The organism is Rhodobacter capsulatus (assembly GCF_052363185.1).
GTDB lineage: Bacteria > Pseudomonadota > Alphaproteobacteria > Rhodobacterales > Rhodobacteraceae > Rhodobacter > Rhodobacter capsulatus_E.
Genome location: NZ_CP198955.1, coordinates 2781893 through 2802020 on the forward strand (window position 1 = coordinate 2781893; position 20128 = coordinate 2802020).

Consider the following 20128-nt stretch of genomic DNA (forward strand, 5'->3'; position numbering starts at 1 on the left):
CCCCTACCGGACCTTGACGGTGGTCAGGGGTTCGCCTTCGGCCGACATGACGTGGGTCGAACAGGCCAGGCACGGGTCGAAGCTGTGCAGCGTGCGCAGGATTTCGACCGGCTCTTCGGGGCGTTCCATCTTCGTGTTCAGCAGCGAGGCCTCGAAGGCGCCGATATTGCCCTTGCTGTCGCGGGGCGAGCCGTTCCAGGTCGTCGGCACGACGCATTGATAGTTCTCGATGCGGCCGTCCTTGATCTTGACCCAATGGCCCAGCGCACCGCGCGGCGCCTCGGTCATGCCGACGCCCTTGGCTTCCTTCGGCCAGGAAGACGGGTCCCATTTGTCGACATTCGCGGTCGAGCTGTCGCCGTTCTTGATGTTGGTCATCATCTTGTCGAAGAAGTGCTTTTGCAGACGGCAGCAGTATTCCGCCTCCAAAGCCCGCGCCGCGGTCCGGCCCAGCGTCGAGAACAGCGCCGAAACCGGCAGGTTCATGTCGCGCAGCAGGCCCTCGACCTGGTTCTTGATGTCCTCGTGCCCCTTGGCATAGCCGACGATGTAGCGCGCCAGCGGCCCCACCTCCATCGCATTGCCCCCGCCAGCGCGGCGCCTTGATCCAGGAATATTTCGCGCCTTCGTCGATGTTCTCGATATTGGTGCGGGTGCCTTTCAGGTTCGGGCCCAGCTCGAATTTCGGCTCGGTCCGGCCATCCCAGGGGTGCAGACCCATGCCCGGCTCGCCGTAATCATACCAGGAATGGTCGACGAATTCCTGCACCTGCTCGGGGTCGGTCGTATCGACGTCATGCACCTCGTTCAGGTTGCCGTTGATGATCGCGCCGCGCGGCAGATGCAGCTGTTCGGCGCTGAAATCATTCGGGTTTTCCGGAATGTCGCCATAGGACAGCACCGATTGCCCCGCCAGACCGCCCCCATAGAGCCAGTCCTTGTAGAAGCCGCCGATGGCTTTCAGGTCGGGCAGGTAGACGTTGTTGGTGAATTCGGTGCAGCGGTCGATGATCGAGGAGACGAGGTTCAGCCGCTCCATGTTGATCGCGCCGACCGCGCCGACACCATGGACGTTGATCGGACAGGGCACGCCGCCCACCAGCCAGTTCGGATGCGGGTTCTTGCCGCCGAAGATCGTGTGGACCTTGACGATTTCCTTTTGCAGATCAAGCGCTTCCAGATAGTGCGTCGTCGCCATCAGATCGGCTTCGGGCGGCAGCTTGTAGGCCGGATTGTCCCAGTAGCCGTTCTTGAAAAGCCCCAGCTGCCCGGATTCCACGAATTTCTTCAGCCGGTTCTGCACGTCGCGGAAATAGCCGGGGCTCGACAGCGGATGGCTGGGCGAGACCATCTGCTGCAGCTCGGACGTCGCCTTCGGATCGGCACGCAACGCATTGACCGGGTTCACCCAATCCAGCGCATGCAGGTGGTAGAAGTGCACGATATGGTCGTGGATCTGCAGGTTCAGCTGCATGATGTTGCGGATCGAATTGGCGTTATCGGGGATGGTGATCCCCAGCGCGTTTTCGACCGCCCGGACCGAGGTCAGCGCATGCGTCCCGGTGCAGACGCCGCAGATGCGTTCGGTGAAGGCCCAGGCGTCGCGCGGATCGCGGCCCTTCAGGATCACTTCAAGGCCGCGCCACATCGTGCCGGTCGACACCGCATTGGTGATGATGCCCTGATCGTTGACGTTCACTTCGCAGCGCATGTGGCCCTCGATCCGGGTGACCGGGTCGACGACGATGCGTTTGCCTGCGGTATCAAGGGTAAAGCCGTTCGGAGTCTGGGTCGTCATGGCTTACGCCTCCTCGTTCTTTTTCTGCGCGCGCTTGAGCACGGAGACCGCGGCATGGGCGGCAACGCCCGCGCCGACAAGGCCGGTGGCGGTCCAGCCGATCTGGTCGGCGGTGGCTTCGATGCCGAATTGCTTGATCGTGGTCAGCCGCTCATAGAACCCGCCCTGATCCCAGAACCCGTCCTCGGAACAGCCGATGCAGCCATGGCCCGACTGGATCGGGAAGCTGACGCCGCCGTTCCAGCGCACGGTCGAACAGGCGTTGTAGGTGGTCGGGCCCTTGCAGCCCATCTTGTAGAGGCAATAGCCCTTGCGCGCGTTTTCGTCGTCCCAGTGTTCGACGAACTGGCCGGCGTCGAAATGCGGGCGGCGGTAGCATTTGTCATGGATGCGCTGGCTGTAGAACATCGCCGGGCGGCCCTGACGGTCCAGCTCCGGCAGCCGGTCGAAGGTCAGCATGTAGGTGATGACGCCGGTCATCACCTCGGCAATGGGCGGGCAGCCCGGAACCTTGATGATCGGCTTGTCGGTGATCACCTTGTGCACCGGCGTCGCCTGGGTCGGGTTCGGCGCCGCGGCCTGCACGCAGCCATAAGAGGCACAGGCGCCCCAGCTGATGATCGCCTTCGCCCCTTCCGCGGCATGGCGCAGCTTCTCGACAAAGGGCTTGCCGCCGGTGATGCAGAACATCCCGTCTTCGTTCAAGGGCGGGTTGCCTTCGACGGCCAGGATGTAGTTGCCCTTGTATTTGGCGATCGTGTCTTCAAAGGCGGCCTCGGCGGCATGCCCGGCGGCGGCCATCAGCGTGTCGTCATAATCCAGCGAGATCATCGACAGCACGACATCCTTGGCCAGCGGATGGGCCGAGCGGATGAAGCTTTCCGAACAGCAGGTGCATTCGAGCCCGTGCACCCAGATCACCGGGGTGCGCGGCTTCGTTTCCATCGCCTCGGCGATCTTCGGCACGAAGGAGGGCCCAAGCCCCAAAGCTGCTGCGGTGAGCGAACAGAACTTCATGAAACTGCGCCGGGTGATCCCCTGACGCCGCATCACGTCATAGAAAGTTTCGATGTCCGACAATTGTCCCTCCCTTGCCTTGTGACGCGCCGTGACCTCCTCGGCGCGCCCATGGGTAGAGTGGAATTGTCACGGTTGGGCCGGTTTCCGCCAATCAGAAACGGCAAATTGTCGCAGAAAAATTTTTCCTTGTTTCTCAAGGGTGTGTGATTTTGTCACGCAAAAAATCCGAAAGGTCTTTGACCAGACATCCTTCCATTGTGATCAATGTCCTTCCAATTTGGCCGCCGCGACAAGGGCCTGACCCAGGGCAAGGCCGCCATCATTGGCGGGGATGCTGCACTGCGTCAGAATCCTTTGATCGGAAAGGAAATTTCCCGCCATGGTTGCAAATCTGGAATTCTGAAAACAGCCCCCCGTCAGCGCCACCGCCGCGGCCTGTCCGCTTTCGACCAGCCGCCGGGCTTCGTCGGCAAAAGCCCGGGCCAGGCTGGCATGCAAAGCATGGGCCACGCGGTCGGGGCGCTGGCCTGCCGCCAGAAGTTGAAAGAGCGGCGCGGGGTCGATCTCGCCAGCGATCACCGGCAGATCGGGGGCGGGCCCGGTCTCGGAAGCGAGTGATTCCAGCCGCATCGCCGCCTCGCCCTCGTAGCTTTGGCGCATCGGGCAGATCCCCAGACAGGCGGCCACCGCATCGAAAAGCCGCCCCGCACTGGACGACATCGGCGCGTTGATCCGCTTTGCCGCCGCGGCCCGCGCCAGATCGCGCGGCGCCTCGGGGAAAAGCCGGTCGGCCAGATCCGGCAGCCCCGCCGCGTCGAGCCGCATCAGCGCATTGCGCCAGGGCTCGCTCTGCGCGCGGTCGCCCCCGATCAGCGGCGCGGGCTTCAGCCAGGCGATGCGCTCGAAGCCCGCGTAATCGCCCAAAAGCAGCTCGCCCCCCCAGACCGTGCCATCGGGGCCCAGCCCCAGCCCATCCAGCACGATCGCCGCCACCTTGCCGCCGTCCTTGGGCCAAAGGTTCTCGCCCAGACAGGCGGCCAGATGGGCGTGATGGTGCTGCACCGCGATCAGCGGCACGCCCAGGGCCTCGGCCCGGGCGGCGCCGTGGCGGGACGCGCGGAAATCGGGGTGCAGATCGACCGCCACCGCCTGCGGGTGATGGTCGAAAAGCGCCGCATAATCGGCATCGGCCTGAAGAAAGGCCTCCCAGGTCAGGGCCTCGTCCAGCTCGCCCAGGTGATGGCCCAAAAGCGCCTGGCCGTTCTTGATCAGGCACAGCGCCGCCTTCATCTGCACGCCATAGGCGACAACCTGCGGCGTGGTTTCGAAGCCGGGCGGCAGCGGCAGAGTGCCCGGCACCTGCCCGCGGGCGCGCCGCAGCACCATCGGCGTATCGGCCCGCAGGACCGAGTCATCGAGCCGCCGGGCAATGGCGCGGTCATGCATCAGGAAGGCATCGGCAAAGGCGGCAAGCTTGTCGCGCGCCTCCTCGTTGCCGATCACCTGCGGCTCGCCCGACAGGTTGCCCGAGGTCATCACCAGCACGCCGCCGAAGGCGTCGAGCAACAGGTGATGCAGCGGCGTATAGGGCAGCATCACCCCAAGCTCGCCGATGCCGGGGGCAAGGGTCTCGGGCAGCGTGCCGCGCGCGGGCATCAGGACAATCGGCGCCGCGGGGTCGCGCAGCGCCGCCCGGGCCGCGGGGCTGACCCGGACGATGCGGTCCAGATCGGCTTCGCGCGCCATCAGCGCAAAGGGTTTGGCCGGACGGTGCTTCCTTGCGCGCAGCCGGTCGATGGCGTCAGCATTCGTCGCATCGCAAGCCAGATGAAAACCGCCAAGCCCTTTCACGGCAAGGATTTCCCCCGCCCTCAGCCGGGCCGCAGCGGAAGCGATGGCATCGCCCGGCAGCTCGACCCCGCCCACCTCCAGCCAGAGCCGCGGCCCGCAATCGGGGCAGGCGATGGGCTGGGCGTGAAAGCGCCGGTCGGCGGGGTCTTCATATTCCGCCCGGCAGGCCGGACACATCGCAAAGGGCGCCATCGTCGTGCGGGCGCGGTCATAGGGCAGGCTTTGCAGGATGGTGAAGCGCGGCCCGCAATGGGTGCAGTTGGTGAAGGCATAGCCGCGCCGCCGCCCTTCCCCGCGGATTTCCGCCAGACAGTCCGGACAGGTCGCGGCATCGGGCGTCACCCGCGTCTCGGCCCCGGCCCCGCCCGAGGCCGCGATCTGAAACCCCTCGGGCAGATCGTCAAGGACCACCGCCGCCACCTCGACCGCATCGACCCGCGCAAGCGGCGGCGCCTGATCGCGCAAAGCCGCAACGAAATCGCCCAACTCCCCCGCGACCCGGATCAGCACCCCTTCGGCATCGTTCAACACGACCCCGCGCAGCCCGCGCGCCCGCGCCAATTGCCAGACGAAAGGGCGAAACCCCACGCCTTGCACCTGTCCGCGCACCCTGATCTGCCAAGCCTGCATTTATCTTGCCTCAAATATCCCGGGGGTGTGGGGGCAGAGCCCCCACCGCGCTCAATGCACGGTGCACACCATGCAGGGATCGAAACTGCGCACGACATGCTGCACCGAAACCGGACTGTCCTCGCCCGGCGCAACCGGAGCCCCGACCAGCGCCGCCTCCAAAGGCCCGGGCACGCCCCGCGAATCGCGGGGGGAAAAGTTCCAGGTCGTCGGCGCGATGATCTGGTAAGAGGCGATCCTGCCGCCCTCGATCCGCAGCCAATGGCCCAGACTTCCCCGCGCCGCCTCGACCAGCCCCGCGCCCGTGCCCGCCTCGGGCATCCGGCCCTGCACCATGAAGACCGCCCCGGGGTCCAGCGCCGCCGCCCAGCCCTCCATCAGCAGCTGCGTCCGCGCCAGTTCCAGCAGCCGCCCGGCGACCCGGGCCAGCACGCCGCCCCCCGCCAGATCCACGGCCAGCGGATGGCCGTCGATCAGCTGCCGCGCCAGCGCGCCCACCTCGACCGGCTGCCCGCCCAGCCGCGGCGCCTTGCACCAGCTGTAGGCGCCCGCGCGCATCGTTTCATCCGGCCGGGTCACACCGTCAAAGGGATGCGCCGTACCGCCCAGCATCCAGGCATGGCTCAGATCCTCGGCAATCGCCCCGATGTCCGGCGCCGTGACCGCGCCCGCCTGCCAGAGCCCCGGCGCGAAACCATGCCCCTCGACCAGCGGATAGGCGCCGAAGCTCAGATAGCGCCCGGCACCGCGGCCCAAGGCGTCCAGATCCAGATCGGCCGCGATTTCCACGAAAAGCCCGGCATCGCCGCGGTCCCAGCGCAGCAGCGCCGACCGGCTCTCAAGCGCCGCGAAATCCTCGATCGGCCCGCCGAAAACCTGCGTTTCCAGATGCTTGCGGAACATCCGCAGCTCGGTCCGGATGCGCAAAAGCTCGCGCGCCCCCGGCGTGCGGGTAACGCCGCCGGGCTGCAGCGCCAGGGTATGCGGCCACTTCCCCGCCACCAGCCCAAGGATGTGCATCAGCCCCGAACGCGCCGCAATCGCGGCCCGTCCCGCCTGCCCCTCGATCGCGGAAAACCGCGCCACCGCGCGCGGATACCACGGCCGGGCGGCATAACAGGGCCGGGTGAAATCGGGCATGAAGAAGAGGTTGAAATGCACCAGATGGTCCGAGACATTCTCGACCGCATGAATGAGCGCGGCCAGCAGCGCGCCCTGGTCCGTCGGCGCAAGCCCCATCGCCGCGCCCAGCGCCCGCGCCGCCGCCGCCGATTGCGAGATCGAGCAGATGCCGCAGATCCGCGGCGTCAGCGTCAGCGCGTCGCTGGGGTCGCGCCCCTCCAGCATGCGCTCGAACCCGCGGTAAAGGGGCGCGTTGACCCGGGCCGCGGCCACCTGCCCCTCGGCCAGATCGAGATGCACTTCCAGATCGCCCTCGACCCGGTTGAAGGGGCCGACGACCAGCCGCGGCGTGTCGCTCATCGCCGCCCCCCGGGTTTGCGGATCGTCGGCGGCACGGTGACGCGCGGGGTGACGGCATTCTTCGCGATCCGCTCGGGCGTTGCGGCCTTCGACAGCGAGGCGAGCGCCATGAACCAGGCCTTCGGCATGTCGGCGGGCAAGCCCACCGGAATGCCCGCGACCTTCGGGGTTTCGGTAAAGGGGTGGCGGGGTTCTTCGAATTCCGGCGCGGTGCAGGCGATGCAGGGATAGCCGCCGCGCGTGCAGGAGCCCTCGCCGTTCCAGGGGCGGATGTTGCAATCGCCCACCGCCTGCGTGCCGACGCAGCCCAGATGTTCCATCATGCAGCCCAGATCGGAAAGCTGCAGCGCCGAGGCCTTGTATTCATAGAATTCGTTGCGCGGACAGCCGTGATGCACCAGATGTTGCGCGTAAAACAGCGGACGCCCCAGCGCATCCAGATCGGCCGCGGTCAGCCGCCCCTCGGCCAGAAGCATCAGCGTTTCGGTGACCCAGCCCGGATGGGTCGGGCAGCCCGCGATATTGACGACCGGCAGGCCCGAGCGGGCGCGGAAATCGGCGGCCAGAACGCCGCCCGGATGCGCGCCCTCATAGACCAGCCCGACCGCGTCCGAGGGGTTCCCCCCGGCCGAGGTCACGCCGCCATAAGCGGCGCAAGAGCCCACCGCGACGACATGCCCGGCCAGCGGCGCCAGCGCCCGCACCCAGTCGAGCATCGACCGCCCGGTGCCCGAGAGCATCTGGAACCGCCCCGTGCCCATCGGCCCGCGGGCGATCGCGCCTTCGACCGCCAGACAATCGAGCGCGACCTCTCCGGCCTCGATCGCCTGCAAAAGCCGCGTCACCTCGGCGCCGGTGGCGAGGCTGAGCGCCGGATGCCACAGGAATTCCACCCCCCCCACGGCCAGCGTGTCGATCAGATCGGGCGCCTCGGCGCAAAGCGCCGACATCGTGCACCCGCCACAGCCCGAGGCCTGCAACCACAGAACCTTCATGCCGGTGCCCCCGCCAGCGCCAGATCGAAGCCAAAACAGGCGCCGCCCAAGGGGTTTTCGGGCAAAAGCCTGAGCCGCCCGCCATGCTCCTCGACGATCTTGGCGCTGATCGAGAGGCCCAACCCGGTGCCCTTGCCGACATCCTTGGTGGTGAAGAACGGGTCGAAAATCGTCGGGGCCACGTCTTCAGCCACGCCCGGGCCGGTGTCGGAGACGACCAGTTCGCCCCGCCCGCCCGCGATCCGCGCCTCGATGCGGATGCGGCCATCCTGAAAATCGCCCATCGCATCCAGCGCGTTTTGCACCAGATTCATCACCACCTGCTGGATATGGCCCGGCCGCCCGATCACCTCGAGCGCGGGCAGGCCGGTGAACTCCACCGCCACCGCGGTTTTCGAGCCGCGCCGCACCCAATCGGCCGCCACCCCGGCGGTGGCGACCAGATCGAAAGCCACCTGCTCGCCCGTGCCCTCTGATGACAGCCGGCGCAGATCCTCGACGATGGCGCGCACCCGCTCGGCCCCGTCGCGGGCGCCATGGATGGCGGTGCGCAGATTGCCGATCTCGCGTTCCAGTTTCAGGCTCTCGCGCAGCGCTGCCAGCTCCTCGCGCGGGGCGCCCGCCTGCACCGCGGCGAAATAGGTCTCGAATTTCGCGGCGTAGCGCTCCAGCGCATGGGCATTGGCGTAAACGAAGGAAATCGGGTTGTTCAGCTCATGCGCCACCCCCGCCAGCAACCGGCCCAGCGAGGCAAGCTTTTCATTGCGCACCAGCTGCGCCTGCGCCGCGATCAGCGCCGCATGCGAGCGTTCCAGTTCGGAATAGGCCTGCCGCAATTCGCCCAAGGGGCGGCCGGTCAGCACATAGCCGATGATGCGCTCGCGCTCGTCCAGCCGCGGGCTGACGGACAGTTCCAGCGGCGCCGGGCCGTTCGGGCCGATCAGCGCCGCCTCGACGGTGACCGGGGCGCGGCGGTTCGCGGCCTCGGCCATCGTGCGTTCCAGCCGCGCCCCCGAAGCCGGGTCGAACATCGCCGCGAGCGGCCGGCCCTGCCAGACCTCGGCGCTTTGCCCGGTCAGCGCCGCGACCGAGGCCGAGGTGCCCAGCACCTCCCCCGCGCGCGAGGCGACGATCAGCGCATCCGAGACCGAGGCCAGGATCGAGCAGAGATAAGAGCGCAGGTCTTCCAGCTCGTGGTTCTGCCGCTCCAGCCGTTCCTGATAATCGACGAGTTCCGCATAGGTGCGATCGACGGCGGACAGCACATCGACCCAGACCGCATCTCCCCCGGCCCCGTCCAGCGCGGGCAGAAGGGCGCCCAGACGGGCCGGGTCGAAGCGGGGCGCGCTGTCCTTGGCGGGCGGTCGGGGCATGTCGGGTCCTGGGTTCGGGCAGGCCCAGCATATCGGCGGCGCAAGGACCCGCGCAAGGGCGGCGTCCCGGCGGCGTCGGGCAGAGCTCATTCCGCCGCCGGACGACGCCGGTCGGGCGCGGCAAACAGGTCTTCGACGGCGCCGGTCTCGGCCGCCTGCCAGCGGTCGATGCCGGGCCAGGACAGAAGCGGGATGACAAAGCCCCAGGCCTTGGCCAGATGCGCCCGGGCGGGGGCGCTGAGCCCCTCCTCCAGCGCGAAGCTTTCGCCGCGCAGGCACAGCACGAAGGCGGGCGGCGGCTCGTCGTGCATCACCTGGCGATAGGCCTCGAGCACGCCCTCGGGGCCGATGCCCTGGCTGGTCGAGGGGCCGGTGAAGCGGCGCGGCGCGGTCCGGGCAAAGACAAAGGGCGCAGGCGTGCCCATGCCAGCGTCGATGAACAGAACCAGATCCTGCCCCACCAGATCCAGCGCATGTTCGACCTGCAGCTGCGCCTCTTCGATCAGGGTGACATGTTGCCAGCCCGCCGTGGCGATGCGCGCCGCCAGCCGCGGGCCGAGCCCGTCATCGCCGCGGCTTTCGTTGCCCCAGGCCAGAACGACCACACGCGGCCCTAGGACGGAACGCAGCATGACACCCCCCCGTCGGCGCCGCGGCGCAGCCCCGACACCAGCGCCCCCGCGGCATCGCGCAGCTCGACCGCCAGCGGGCTTTGGCCCAGCGCATGCGCCGCCCCGGACAGACAGGGATCATAGGCGCGGATCGCCACCTCAAGATGGCCCAGCAGCCCCTCGGTGATCGCGCGGCCATCGAAATGCTGTTGCGCCACCTGGCGCAGCGCCTCGTTCATCGCGCGGGTGTTGTTGGTGCTGGCAATGACCAGATCGCAGCGCCGCACCCGGTCCTGCGCATCCAGGTCGTAGCGGTGAAACAGCGTGCCGCGCGGCGCCTCGATCACCCCGACCGCGCTGCGCCGCGGCGTGCCCGGATCGGCCATCAGATCGGTGCCCAGGATCTCGGGATCGTCGAGCAGGTCGCGGATCAGCTCGGCCGCGTGCAAAAGCTCGATCAGCCGCGCCCAGTGATAGAACAGCGTCCCATGCAACGGCTTCCCGCCCCCCACGGCGAGAAGCCGCTGCCGTTCGGTCTCGGCCTTCTCGGAGGTCAGAAGGTCGCAGACCTGCAACCGCGCCAGCGGCCCGACGCGATACCACCCCATTTCGGGGCCCAGCGCCCGGATATGCGGAAAGCGCATCCGGCCCGAGGGCCGCGCCTGATCGCCCAGCACGCCGCGCCAGCCGGTGGCGGCGACGCCGTCAAAGATCATGCCGCCACGGGCATCGCGGGCGCGCAAGCGGCCATCGTAGAAATCGACCGCCCCCGAGGCCGAGACAAGGCCGATCATGTTGCCGCCGACCTCGCCGAAATGGTCGTAAAAGGCCGGGTTCATCGCATGCAGCCGTTCCAGCACCCGCAGCGCGCCACAGGTCCAGTCGATCACCTGATCGACATCGGCGCGCAAGAGATCGCGGGCCTCGCGCCCCAAAGCGCGCCGCATGCCGCCCGGCACCGCCCCGGCCCCCGGCCCCCGGCCGCCCGCGACGGCCCGCACCACATCCTGTCCGAACCGGCGCACCAGCACCGCCTCGGTCGCCAACTGCGGGAAATCGCGCGCCACCCCGACGATGCCGCGCCGGGTGGTCTCGCAGTCGAAGCCCAGCAGAAGATCGGGCTCGGCCAGGTGGTAGAACTGCACCGCATGGCTTTGCACCATCTGCCCGTATTGCATCAGCCGACGCAGCTTTTCCGCCGTGGGCGGCAGCCGGTCATGGCCCGTCAGCCGGTCCAGCGCCTTGACCGCCGCCAGATGGTGGCTGACCGGGCAGATGCCGCACAGCCGCTGCACCAGATCGGGGATGTCGCGGGCGGGACGGCCCTGCAGGAAACGCTCGAAGCTGCGCGATTGCAGCGTCTGCAGGCGCACCCGATGCACCCGGCCGCGCGCATCCAGCTGGATCGTGACTTTGCCCTGGGAGTCCGGGCCTTGCGATTCGGCCTGCGGCGGCTCCGGCCCCTGCGCCGCGGCGGCGGTCGCCGGGTTCGGGGCGATCCGGTGCGGCATCCGGGGGGCGGGGGCAGTCTCGAGGGCAAGCATCGGGGCACTCAGCGGCAGGAAACGGGCGATTGACCCGCAGATCGGCATCAGGAAACCAGAGGAAAACGCGGCCCGGAAACAGCGGGCGCCCCCCTCCGGTCGAGGGTCATGGAGAGGTCGATCCCGGTCGCCGCAGTCCTTGTCGTCGGGTGCGGGACATGTCCCGGTTCCGCCGCCATGTCCGCCGGGGGTCCATGTGTCCGACCCGGACCCCGCCGACATGTTCCAAGATCTGCGGTCCGCCCCGTCTCGAACCTCTCCATCCTCCACCCTTCCCTTGGGATAGGTCGAAATTGCGCCACCGCCGCGGGCCGGTCAAACGAATTGCCGGATTTGGTCAACAGCCGGATAAAAACCGCGGCAAAGGGCGCGCCACCGCCTGCGCCGCCACCCGCGGGATAAGGCATGAAAGCTGACCATTCAGGCGGCAGATTCCGACCCGATCCGGCAAGTCTCGCCCTTTCCGTCCCTTCGGCCGTGCTTTCCAGGCCGAATATCCGGCCCATTCGGGGAGAGCGCGCGCCGCACCCCGCGAATTTGCGCGCCCGACGACGCGAACCGGGCCGCGTCCGACCAAAAAACGGCCGCATCGGCCCCATTGGGGCGGTGCAAAATCAGCCGCCCGCCACAGGAAAAAGGCGAAAAATCGACGCGAAACCGGGCCGGATCGGGGCAACCACCGCCGTTTTCACCCCCTGCGGCAGGGCCAGCCAGGACCGCCTCAACCAAAGACCTTCCACAAGACGGCAGAACTGGAAGCCATCCTTCCAGACCCATTTTTCGGGCAGAGTCGCAAGGCGGATCAGCAGCTTTGCGACCGGCCGGGACGGCGCTTGGGCCATGCCGCAGATCACACCGGGCAGCCCCGACGCGGGCCGGGCGTTATCTTCTCTTAAGGCAACATGAAACAAATCCAGAACCGTAAGGGAAAATTGACAGTTATCCGGCATCCTGCAGGTCCACTCCGGCCCGTTTTCCCAGTTTTCGCGTTCTGTGCCTGGCCAGGCTTCCACCTTCCCAGACCCAAAGGCCCCATGAAAACCTTTCTCTTCGGCATATCCGCCCGTATTTACGCGATCGTGGCACTCGCCGCCTTCGCGCTTGTCATCCTGTCCGAAACGCTGCTGCATTTCGCGGTCGAGAACGCTTATGAAATGCGCGAGCAGCACCTCAGCGACGTCACCGATACCGCCATCGGCGTACTCGTCGATCTTGAAGCGCAGGTCCAGCAGGGCAAGCTGACCCGCCCCGAGGCGCAGGCCGAAGGGGCCCGCCGCCTGACCGCGTTGCGCTTTGACAAATCCGGCTATTTCTACGTGCTCGACCATCAGGGCGTGATCGAAGTGCACCCGACGATGCCGGACTGGATCGGCCAGTCGCAACGCGATTACACCGACCCCTACGGCAAGAAGATCTTCGTCGAGATGATCGAGATCGCCAAGACCGCCGGCAGCGGCGAGGTGCATTATCACTTCAAGAAACCCGACAGCGACACGCCCGAGGAAAAGATCGGCTTCGTGCGCGACTTCGCCCCCTGGGGCTGGATCGTCGGCACCGGCTCCTATGTGGCCGACATCAAGGCGGCGCTGGCCCATCTGCGCCAGGTCTCGCTGATCGCGATGCTCGTCGCGGTGGCGGCGCTTGGCGGGGCGGCAACGGCCCTGGCGCGCTCGGTCACCGGGCCGATCGGCGCGGTGCATGCGCGCATGAGCACGATGACCGCAGGCGACACCGAACGCCCCGTGCCCTGCACCGGCAGCCGCGGCGAAGTCGGCGACATGGCCCGCGCGCTGGAGGTGTTCCGGGCCTCGCTGGCGGAAAAGGCGCAGCTGGAACAACAGCGCCGGGCCCAGGAAGCCGAGATGGCCCGCGCCGAAGCCCAGGCGCGCGACCGCGAGGAAGCCTTGCGGCGGCGCGAACAGGAGGCCGAGGCCGAAGCCCAGCGCGCCGAAGCCGCCCGTCGGGCGGAGCGCGAGGCGGAACGCCAGCGCACCGAAGCCGAACGCGAGGCGCAGATGCGCGAGCAGATGCATGTCGTCTCGGCGCTGGCGCAGGGGTTGCAGGCGCTTTCGGCGGGCGATCTGACGGCGCAGATCACCGAGACCTTCCCCCCGGCCTACGAAGGATTGCGCCATGATTTCAACGGCGCGCTGGAAAAGATGACCGGGCTGATCGCCTCGATCGTGCAGACCACCGAGGTGGTCGAGACCGAGGCGGGGCAGTTGGGCACGGCCTCGATGGAGCTGGGGCGGCGCACCGAAACCCAGGCCGCCTCGCTCGAAGAGACGGCGGCGGCGATGAACGAGATGGCGGCCTCGGTCGCGCATTCGGTCGAGGGGGCGCGCTCGGCGGCGCTGGCGGTCAACCGCACCCGCACCACCACCGCCACCGGCCGCGATGTCGTGCGCCAGACGCAGCGGGCGATGGACGACATCGCGCAAAGCTCGGACAAGATCTCGCGCATCACCCATGTGATCGACGACATCGCCTTCCAGACCAACCTGCTGGCGCTGAACGCAGGCGTCGAAGCGGCACGGGCGGGCGAGACCGGGCGCGGCTTTGCCGTCGTCGCGTCGGAAGTGCGGGCGCTCGCGCAGCGCTCGTCGGAAGCGGCGCGCGAGATCGCGGCGCTGATCGACACCTCCTCGCGGCAGGTTGCCGCGGGGGTGGATCTGGCAGCGCGTTCGGACACCGCGCTGGGCGAGATCGAGACGCTGGTGACCGAACTTGACGGGCTTCTCGATGCGATCGCCAATGCCGCGGCCGAGCAATCCTCGGGGATTTCCGAAGTGACGGCGGCGGTGAACCAGCTCGATCAGGTGACGCAGCACAACGCCGCGATGTTCGAAGAAAATTCCGCGGCAACTCAAGGGCTTCTGCACGAGGCGCGGATGCTCAAGGAATTCAGCGCAGTGTTCCGCATCGCCCATCGCGGCGCCGTCGATCTGCGGATGGCGTCCTGAGCCTTGCCGCGCCCCGGGCCGCTGACCCGGGACGCGAACCTGACGGGCCCCCGACCGCAAGGCCGGGGGCCCACGTCCCTTCCCGGCCCGGCCGCAACCGCAGGCGCCAAGGCCGCGCCAAAAGATACAAGTTTACCAATCCGCGCGCGGCTTCACCTAGCCTTAATGCCTTTGGCGGATTTTACCGGGGCGAACTTCCGGAGCAACAGCATGACACGCGCAGGCACGTCCAGCAGCTTTCTCTCCTATCTCGTCCGTATGGGCCTTATCATCGTCGTCTGCACGGCGGCGGTCTTTGCCACGGTGTTCTATTCGGCCCTGATCGACCGGGCCGCGGAACGTCAGGGCGTCGCCATCGCCGCGCTGAATGCCGATCTGGCCACACTCGAACGCACCCTCGCCTCGGCCCGCGACATCGAGGCGAAATTCCGCATCGCCCGCGCCGAATCGCAGATCACCGATCATGCCGACCGGATCGTGCTGGCCTCGACGCAGCTCAAGGCGCTGGTGGAAGAGGCAAACAGCCTCGGCATGGCCGAGGCGGGTGCACAGGCCGCGATGCTGCAGGACAATCTGGACACCTACGAAGAGAATTTCGCCCTTTATGCCGATACCCGCCGGGTGCTCGGCCTCGACGCCGAATCGGGGCTCGAGGGGCAGCTGCGCGAGGCCGTTCATGCCGCCGAGAAGATGGTCGGGTCGCTGGCCCTGCCGAAGGTCGAGGTGACGCTGCTGAAGATGCGTCGCCACGAAAAGGACTTCATCATGCGTCTCGATGCGAAATACATCGAGAAACTCGACAAGGAAATCGCGACCTTCGGATCTTACCCCGAGACGATGTTCCTGTCGCAGCAACACCGGACCCGGACGCTGGCGAAGCTCACCGAATATCAGGAGGCGTTCCACCAATTCGCCGATCTGGCCCTGCAGGTGGCCGACATCACCCAGGCCTGCGATGACAGCTACGACACGATGCCCTTGGCGCTGGATGCGCTGCGCGCCCGGTTCGAGAGCGATGTCGCAACGATGCTCGCGGCGAGCGAGGCGCAGAAACGGCGCGGCTACATGCTGATGCTGGGCGCGGGGGCAATCGGCCTTCTGGTGCTGGCGCTCTCGGCCTTGCGGCTGTTCCGCGCCACGGTGCGGCCGCTGCGCGCGGTGACGGCGGCGGTGCAGGAGCTGGCCGCGGGCCGGACCGACATCAGCGTGCCCGACACCCGGGTGAGCGAGGTCCGCTCGATCGCGGCGGCGCTCGACAGTTTCCGTGCGACGATCCTGGAGCGGCAACGGCTCGAAGCCGAAAGCGCCGCCGCGGCCGAACGCGCGGCGCAGGACCGCGCCGCCGCGGCCGCGGCCGAACGCGCCGAGATCGAAGAACGCGCCCGCCGGGCCGAGGAAGACCGCGCCGCCGCCGCCGCCGCCCAGGCGCGCGAACATGCGGCCGCCCAGGAGATCGCCGCCGTCGTCGCCGCCTGTGCCGAGGGCGATTTCTCGCGCCGGCTGCGCACCGATGACAAGGTCGGCATCTTCGCCGATCTCTGCGCCGGGGTGAACCGGATCGGCGAAGCGGCGAATGACGGTCTGACGGCGGTGCGGGTGGCGCTGGAACAGCTGGCCAATCGCGACCTGACCCATCGCATGCCGACGCGGTTCCATGGCATCTTTGCCGAAATCGCCGAGACGATGAACCGGACCACCGAAAGCCTGACCGGCACGCTGGGCGACATTTCGGTGTCTGCGACCGCCGTCGACACTTCGGCGCGCGAGATCGCGGGGGCGGCGGACGATCTGGCCCGCCGGTCCGAACGCAACGCGGCGATGCTGGAACAGACCGCTTCGGCCCTGGAACAGATGTCGGCCACGGTCCGCTCGGCCGCGCAATCGGCGCAGACCGCGCGCAGCGCCGTGACCGAAATCTCGACCCGCGCCGGGGCCGGGCACGAGGTGGTGACGCGCGCCGTCTCGGCGATGGACGAGATCAAGGCCTCGTCCGAAGCAATCGGGCGCATCTTGCAGGTGATTGACGACATCGCCTTCCAGACCAATCTTCTGGCGCTGAACGCCGGCGTGGAAGCGGCGCGGGCGGGCGATGCCGGGCGCGGCTTTGCCGTCGTCGCCTCCGAGGTGCGGGCGCTGGCGCAACGCTCGTCGGAAGCGGCGCGCGAGATCGCCCGGCTGATCGAAACCGCCTCGAACAACGTCAACCACGGGGTCGGGCTGGTGCATGATTCCGGCCGGGCCCTGCGCGAGATCGTCGCCGGGGTCGAGGATGTGGCGCAAAAGATCACCGAGATCGTCACCGCCTCGCAGGAAACCGCGACCGGGATCGGCGAGATCTCGAATGCGACGACTGAGCTGGACCGCACCACGCAGCAAAACGCCGCCGTGTTCGAGCAGACCAACGCCGCCGTGCGTTCGCTGCAGGGCGAGGCGACGCTGCTGGCCGAGGCGGTGGCGGCCTTCCGGCTGCAGGGCGAGGTCGAAACCTTCGGCCGCGCGCCCGAGCCTGCACCGACCGAAACCGCGGCCCCCGCGCTGTTCGTGTCGCGCCGCAGCGCGTGACGGCGGGCTAACGCGGCAGCGCGTCGAGCCAGTCGCGCAAGGTGGCCGAAACCTCGGCCGGCTGTTCCAGCGGCGCCAGATGCCCGGCGCCCCGGATCAGGCGAAAGCTGGCCTGCGGCATGAGTTCCGCCAGGAATTCATGCCGTCGCGGCGGACAGATCGTGTCGTGTTCGCCGCAGATCAGCAGCGTCCGCACCCGGGCGCTGCGCAGCGCCCGCTGCTGATCGAGGCGGCGCATCAGCGCGCGCGACTGGTTGGTGAAAACCTCGGGGCCAAGCCCGCTCGCCATTTCCAGCACCATCGCCTGCACCTCGGCCCGGCCTTCTCCGGGGGCCAGCGCGGTGGCGGGAATTTCTTCCAGCATCACCTCGTCCAGACGGCCGGTGCGGGCCCGGATGATCCGCGGTTCGCGGCTGGCGGCCTGGGCCGGGGTCTCGGCCAGAGGCGAGACGTCGATCAGTGCCATCCCCGCGACCCGTTCGGGCACCCGGCGCTGCACCTCCATCGCCACAAGCCCGCCCAGCCAATGCCCGACCAGACAGAACCGGGGCGGGGCCACGGCAAGCACCGCCTCGGCCATCTCCTCGATCGCCGCGCCCGCCAGCGGCACGGCGATCACCGCCCGATCGGCCGAAAACGCGATGATCTGATGCCAGTAAAGCCGCGCATCGCACATGAAGCCCGGCAGGAAGATCAACGGATCGGCAGACATGCTCACCCCAGCGACGCGCGGTTTTGCGCTTTTCGCCCAAGGTAGCGCGAAGGGCGCGCGGGGGAAAACCCCCCTCGCGCAAAGGTTAACGCCCCGGCGTCAGATCGGCGAAATCTCGTCGATCGCGGCCTTGATCAACGCCAGATTGTCGGGGGAGGAGAAATTGTGATCCGCCCCCTTGACCATCGTCAGCCGGATATCGGGCCCCGTGGCGTGATGGAAAAGCTTCACCGCCCAGTCCGGCGGCACCGCGCGGTCCTCCGAGCCCTGCAAAAGCCGCGTCGGGAAAGGCAGCGCCAGGGGCTGGCGCAGCACGAAATGGTCGCGGCCGTCGACGATGAACTTGCGGCTGATGCGATAGGGCACCGGCCCGCCATGGTGCAGATCGAGATAGCCCTGCTCCATCAGCTGCGCCTGCTGTTCGGGCGAGAAGCTGGCCCAATAGCCGTCCTCGGTGAAATCGGCGGCCGCCGCGATCGTCACCAGACCCGCGACCTTTTCCGGGCACTCCCGCGCCAGCAACAACGCCAGCCAGCCGCCCATCGAGGAGCCCACCAGCACCTGCGGCCCCTCGGCCAGGTTCAAAAGCACGGACCGCGCGTCCTGATACCATTCCGCGATCGAGGTTTCGGCATAGACGCCCGAGGATTGCCCGTGCCCGGAACAATCAAACCGCAGGAAGGCGCGGCCGGTTTCGGCGGCCCAGGCATCGAGCGCCGTGGCCTTGGTGCCGGTCATGTCGGAATGCAGCCCGTGCAGGAACATCACCCCCGGCCCCTTGCCCGGACGGCGGTCATAGGCGATGCGGCGGCCCTCGGGGCTGTCGAAGAAATCGGTCATGGCACTCTCCTGTGACATCGGGCCTGCGACGTCGGGCCTGAAGCTTCGGGAAAGCCTAGCGCCCAATCGCATCCCGGCTCAACCCCGAGGTTGCAGGCGCGGCAAATCGCGCCCGGGCCGTCGTTTTCAGGATGGACGCCCCCTGCCCCGCAGGCTAGGCGAAAGCATGAGCCATCAAGACCGTATCCTGCCCGGCATCCTCTTGATGCTTGGCTTTTGCATCATCGCGCCGCTGATCGACGTGGCTTCGAAACTGGCGGCGCAGGGCGTGCCCGTCGGCACCGTCACGCTCGGCCGCTATGTCGCGCAGCTGGCGCTGATGGTGCCGATCGTGGCGCTTCTGGGCCAGCCCTGGAGCATGAGCCGCCGCGCGCTGGGCCTGACCTTCGCCCGCGCCGCGGTCTCGGTTCTGGCAACCTATTCCTTTGTCGCCGCCGTCCAGCACATGCCGATTGCCGATGCGCTGGCCATCGCCTTTGTCGAGCCTTTCGTCATCCTGTTCATCGGCCGCTTTTTCATGGGCGAAGAGGTCGGGCCGCGGCGCATCGGCGCCTCGGTCGTGGGCTTCATCGGCGCGCTCTTCGTGATCCAGCCCTCCTTTGCGGTCTTCGGCACGGTGGCGCTTTATCCGCTGGGCACCGCGGTCAGTTTCGCGCTTTACATCCTGCTGACGCGGGCGCTGTCGCGCCACATGCATCCGGTGCCGATGAACCTGCACACCGCCTGGGCCGCCATCGTGATCCTGATCCCGATCCTCGCGCTGGGCGGGCAATTCGACATCGGCCAGGTCCGGTTCGAGGCGCCCGAGGGGATCTTCTGGCTCTGGTGTTTCTGCGTCGGGCTGGCCTCGACCGTCAGCCACATGTCGATGAGCTATGCGCTGAAATACGCCCCCTCTTCGACGCTGGCGCCGCTGCATTACTTCGAGATGCTGACGGCGACGCTGTTTGGCTATCTGGTCTTCGGCGATTTTCCGAATGCGCTGACCTGGGTCGGTATCGCGATCATCACCGCCTCGGGGCTTTATCTCATCCACCGCGAACGTCTGGCGGCAAAAGCGCGGCCAGCACGGGCCTGATCTGATCTTTCGGCACCAGCACCAGCATCGGGCCGTCGATCTCGATCGTCACCGGGCCTGTCACCTCGTTCGAGGTGCCGGTGCGGATCTCTGGCGCGAACTGCAGCCCGTCGATCGGCCAGCGCAACCCGACGGAGCGCCCCGAAGCCGCCCCCATCGGATGCAGCGACAGCCGCGTGCCCAAGGGCAGAACAAGGCAGAGCCGCGGGGGGGCGCGAAAGATCACCTCATCCTCGGCGATCAGGATCACGATCTGATCGGGCCGCGCGGTCAGTTCGGTCAGCGCCGCCAGCGTGTGATCGAGCCTGAGCCCGGTGAAGCCAAGCCCCAGATAGAAGCGCGCCGCGACGAACTGCAGGCATTTGCCGAAATCGGTGCTGTCCTGTTCGGCCACCGGATGCAGCCGGTCGGCCAGCGCCGCCCGCCCCGCGGCCGAGAGGCTGTCGAGATCGCCGATCACCGCCGCCGGGCGCAGCCCCAGCGCCAGCGCCCGGTCGGCCCCGCCATCGGCCGCCACCAGAACGGGCGCGATCGTCAACGAGATCGCAACATCCTCGGGCGTCGTGATTCCCCCGCCCAGAAGCGTGACCCCGGCTTCGCAATGGACAATTTCCGTGTTCATGGCATGATTGATTACGATTAAGGCAAAGCCATGCAACCGATATCGCT

General features: G+C 67.9%; 14 protein-coding genes and 1 pseudogene. 3 read left to right on the forward strand and 12 right to left on the reverse strand.

Annotation, left to right across the window (positions count from 1 at the left end):
* Positions 1 to 3: 3 nt before the first annotated feature.
* The 9 genes and pseudogenes from ACTTAG_RS13700 to ACTTAG_RS13740 form a co-directional block, all read right to left on the reverse strand.
* Positions 4 to 1648: pseudogene (locus ACTTAG_RS13700) on the reverse strand (nickel-dependent hydrogenase large subunit).
* A gap of 153 nt (positions 1649 to 1801) precedes the next feature.
* Positions 1802 to 2878: a hydrogenase small subunit gene (locus ACTTAG_RS13705; protein WP_444462790.1), complete on the reverse strand. Its 1077-nt coding sequence runs from the start codon at positions 2876 to 2878 to the stop codon at positions 1802 to 1804.
* Positions 2879 to 3079: 201 nt separating this feature from the next.
* A complete protein-coding gene (hypF, locus tag ACTTAG_RS13710; RefSeq protein WP_444462791.1) occupies positions 3080 to 5299 on the reverse strand; it encodes a carbamoyltransferase HypF in 2220 nt (739 codons plus the stop codon).
* A 51-nt stretch (positions 5300 to 5350) separates the two neighbouring features.
* Positions 5351 to 6781: a nickel-dependent hydrogenase large subunit gene (locus ACTTAG_RS13715; protein WP_444462792.1), complete on the reverse strand. Its 1431-nt coding sequence runs from the start codon at positions 6779 to 6781 to the stop codon at positions 5351 to 5353.
* Positions 6778 to 7776: a HupU protein gene (locus ACTTAG_RS13720; protein ID WP_444462793.1), complete on the reverse strand. Its 999-nt coding sequence runs from the start codon at positions 7774 to 7776 to the stop codon at positions 6778 to 6780. Before ACTTAG_RS13720 ends, ACTTAG_RS13715 begins: the two co-directional genes overlap by 4 nt.
* Positions 7773 to 9149, reverse strand: coding sequence for a sensor histidine kinase (locus ACTTAG_RS13725; protein WP_444462794.1), 1377 nt, complete (start codon positions 9147 to 9149; stop codon positions 7773 to 7775). Before ACTTAG_RS13725 ends, ACTTAG_RS13720 begins: the two co-directional genes overlap by 4 nt.
* Positions 9150 to 9235: 86 nt before the next feature.
* Positions 9236 to 9781, reverse strand: a complete 546-nt coding sequence (locus ACTTAG_RS13730) for a hydrogenase maturation protease (RefSeq protein WP_444462795.1) — start codon at positions 9779 to 9781, stop codon at positions 9236 to 9238.
* Positions 9763 to 11304: a Ni/Fe hydrogenase subunit alpha gene (locus ACTTAG_RS13735; protein WP_444462796.1), complete on the reverse strand. Its 1542-nt coding sequence runs from the start codon at positions 11302 to 11304 to the stop codon at positions 9763 to 9765. Before ACTTAG_RS13735 ends, ACTTAG_RS13730 begins: the two co-directional genes overlap by 19 nt.
* 614 nt (positions 11305 to 11918) lie before the next feature.
* On the reverse strand, positions 11919 to 12434 hold the full coding sequence (locus tag ACTTAG_RS13740) for a hypothetical protein (RefSeq protein ID WP_444462797.1): 516 nt from the start codon (positions 12432 to 12434) through the stop codon (positions 11919 to 11921).
* Between ACTTAG_RS13740 and ACTTAG_RS13745 the strand changes: the two genes are divergently transcribed.
* Both ACTTAG_RS13745 and ACTTAG_RS13750 read left to right on the forward strand, forming a co-directional pair.
* Positions 12384 to 14267 carry a methyl-accepting chemotaxis protein gene (locus ACTTAG_RS13745; RefSeq protein WP_444462798.1) on the forward strand — a complete coding sequence of 628 codons (1884 nt, stop codon included), beginning with the start codon at positions 12384 to 12386 and terminating at the stop codon, positions 14265 to 14267. The two genes, ACTTAG_RS13740 and ACTTAG_RS13745, sit on opposite strands and share 51 nt — an antisense overlap.
* A 210-nt stretch (positions 14268 to 14477) precedes the next feature.
* Positions 14478 to 16829: a methyl-accepting chemotaxis protein gene (locus ACTTAG_RS13750; RefSeq protein ID WP_444462799.1), complete on the forward strand. Its 2352-nt coding sequence runs from the start codon at positions 14478 to 14480 to the stop codon at positions 16827 to 16829.
* A gap of 7 nt (positions 16830 to 16836) precedes the next feature.
* Here the strand turns inward: ACTTAG_RS13750 and ACTTAG_RS13755 are convergent, their stop codons facing one another.
* Together ACTTAG_RS13755 and ACTTAG_RS13760 are read right to left on the reverse strand one after the other, a co-directional pair.
* Positions 16837 to 17541: an alpha/beta fold hydrolase gene (locus ACTTAG_RS13755; protein WP_444462800.1), complete on the reverse strand. Its 705-nt coding sequence runs from the start codon at positions 17539 to 17541 to the stop codon at positions 16837 to 16839.
* A gap of 99 nt (positions 17542 to 17640) precedes the next feature.
* Entirely contained in the window at positions 17641 to 18381 is a 741-nt protein-coding gene (locus tag ACTTAG_RS13760; RefSeq protein ID WP_444462801.1) for an alpha/beta hydrolase, read from the reverse strand.
* Between the two features lie 166 nt (positions 18382 to 18547).
* Between ACTTAG_RS13760 and ACTTAG_RS13765 the strand changes: the two genes are divergently transcribed.
* Entirely contained in the window at positions 18548 to 19459 is a 912-nt protein-coding gene (locus tag ACTTAG_RS13765; protein WP_444462802.1) for a DMT family transporter, read from the forward strand.
* Here ACTTAG_RS13765 and ACTTAG_RS13770 read toward each other — a convergent pair.
* The gene (locus tag ACTTAG_RS13770) at positions 19410 to 20081 is read right to left on the reverse strand and encodes a thiamine diphosphokinase (RefSeq protein WP_444462803.1); all 672 of its coding nucleotides are present in this window, start codon (positions 20079 to 20081) and stop codon (positions 19410 to 19412) included. The genes ACTTAG_RS13765 and ACTTAG_RS13770 overlap by 50 nt on opposite strands.
* Positions 20082 to 20128 lie beyond the last annotated feature (47 nt).

Bases quoted from the DNA above. Each gene is read 5' to 3' on its own strand.
- ACTTAG_RS13730 (WP_444462795.1), bottom strand. From the start codon at position 9,781: ATGCTGCGTTCCGTCCTAGGGCCGCGTGTGGTCGTTCTGGCCTGGGGC.
- hypF (WP_444462791.1), bottom strand. From the start codon at position 5,299: ATGCAGGCTTGGCAGATCAGGGTGCGCGGACAGGTGCAAGGCGTGGGG.
- ACTTAG_RS13750 (WP_444462799.1), top strand. From the start codon at position 14,478: ATGACACGCGCAGGCACGTCCAGCAGCTTTCTCTCCTATCTCGTCCGT.
- ACTTAG_RS13735 (WP_444462796.1), bottom strand. From the start codon at position 11,304: ATGCTTGCCCTCGAGACTGCCCCCGCCCCCCGGATGCCGCACCGGATC.
- ACTTAG_RS13715 (WP_444462792.1), bottom strand. From the start codon at position 6,781: ATGAGCGACACGCCGCGGCTGGTCGTCGGCCCCTTCAACCGGGTCGAG.
- ACTTAG_RS13770 (WP_444462803.1), bottom strand. From the start codon at position 20,081: ATGAACACGGAAATTGTCCATTGCGAAGCCGGGGTCACGCTTCTGGGC.
- ACTTAG_RS13725 (WP_444462794.1), bottom strand. From the start codon at position 9,149: ATGCCCCGACCGCCCGCCAAGGACAGCGCGCCCCGCTTCGACCCGGCC.
- ACTTAG_RS13755 (WP_444462800.1), bottom strand. From the start codon at position 17,541: ATGTCTGCCGATCCGTTGATCTTCCTGCCGGGCTTCATGTGCGATGCG.
- ACTTAG_RS13760 (WP_444462801.1), bottom strand. From the start codon at position 18,381: ATGACCGATTTCTTCGACAGCCCCGAGGGCCGCCGCATCGCCTATGAC.
- ACTTAG_RS13740 (WP_444462797.1), bottom strand. From the start codon at position 12,434: ATGCAGCAGCGTTTCGGACAGGATGACAAGCGCGAAGGCGGCGAGTGC.
- ACTTAG_RS13765 (WP_444462802.1), top strand. From the start codon at position 18,548: ATGAGCCATCAAGACCGTATCCTGCCCGGCATCCTCTTGATGCTTGGC.
- ACTTAG_RS13720 (WP_444462793.1), bottom strand. From the start codon at position 7,776: ATGAAGGTTCTGTGGTTGCAGGCCTCGGGCTGTGGCGGGTGCACGATG.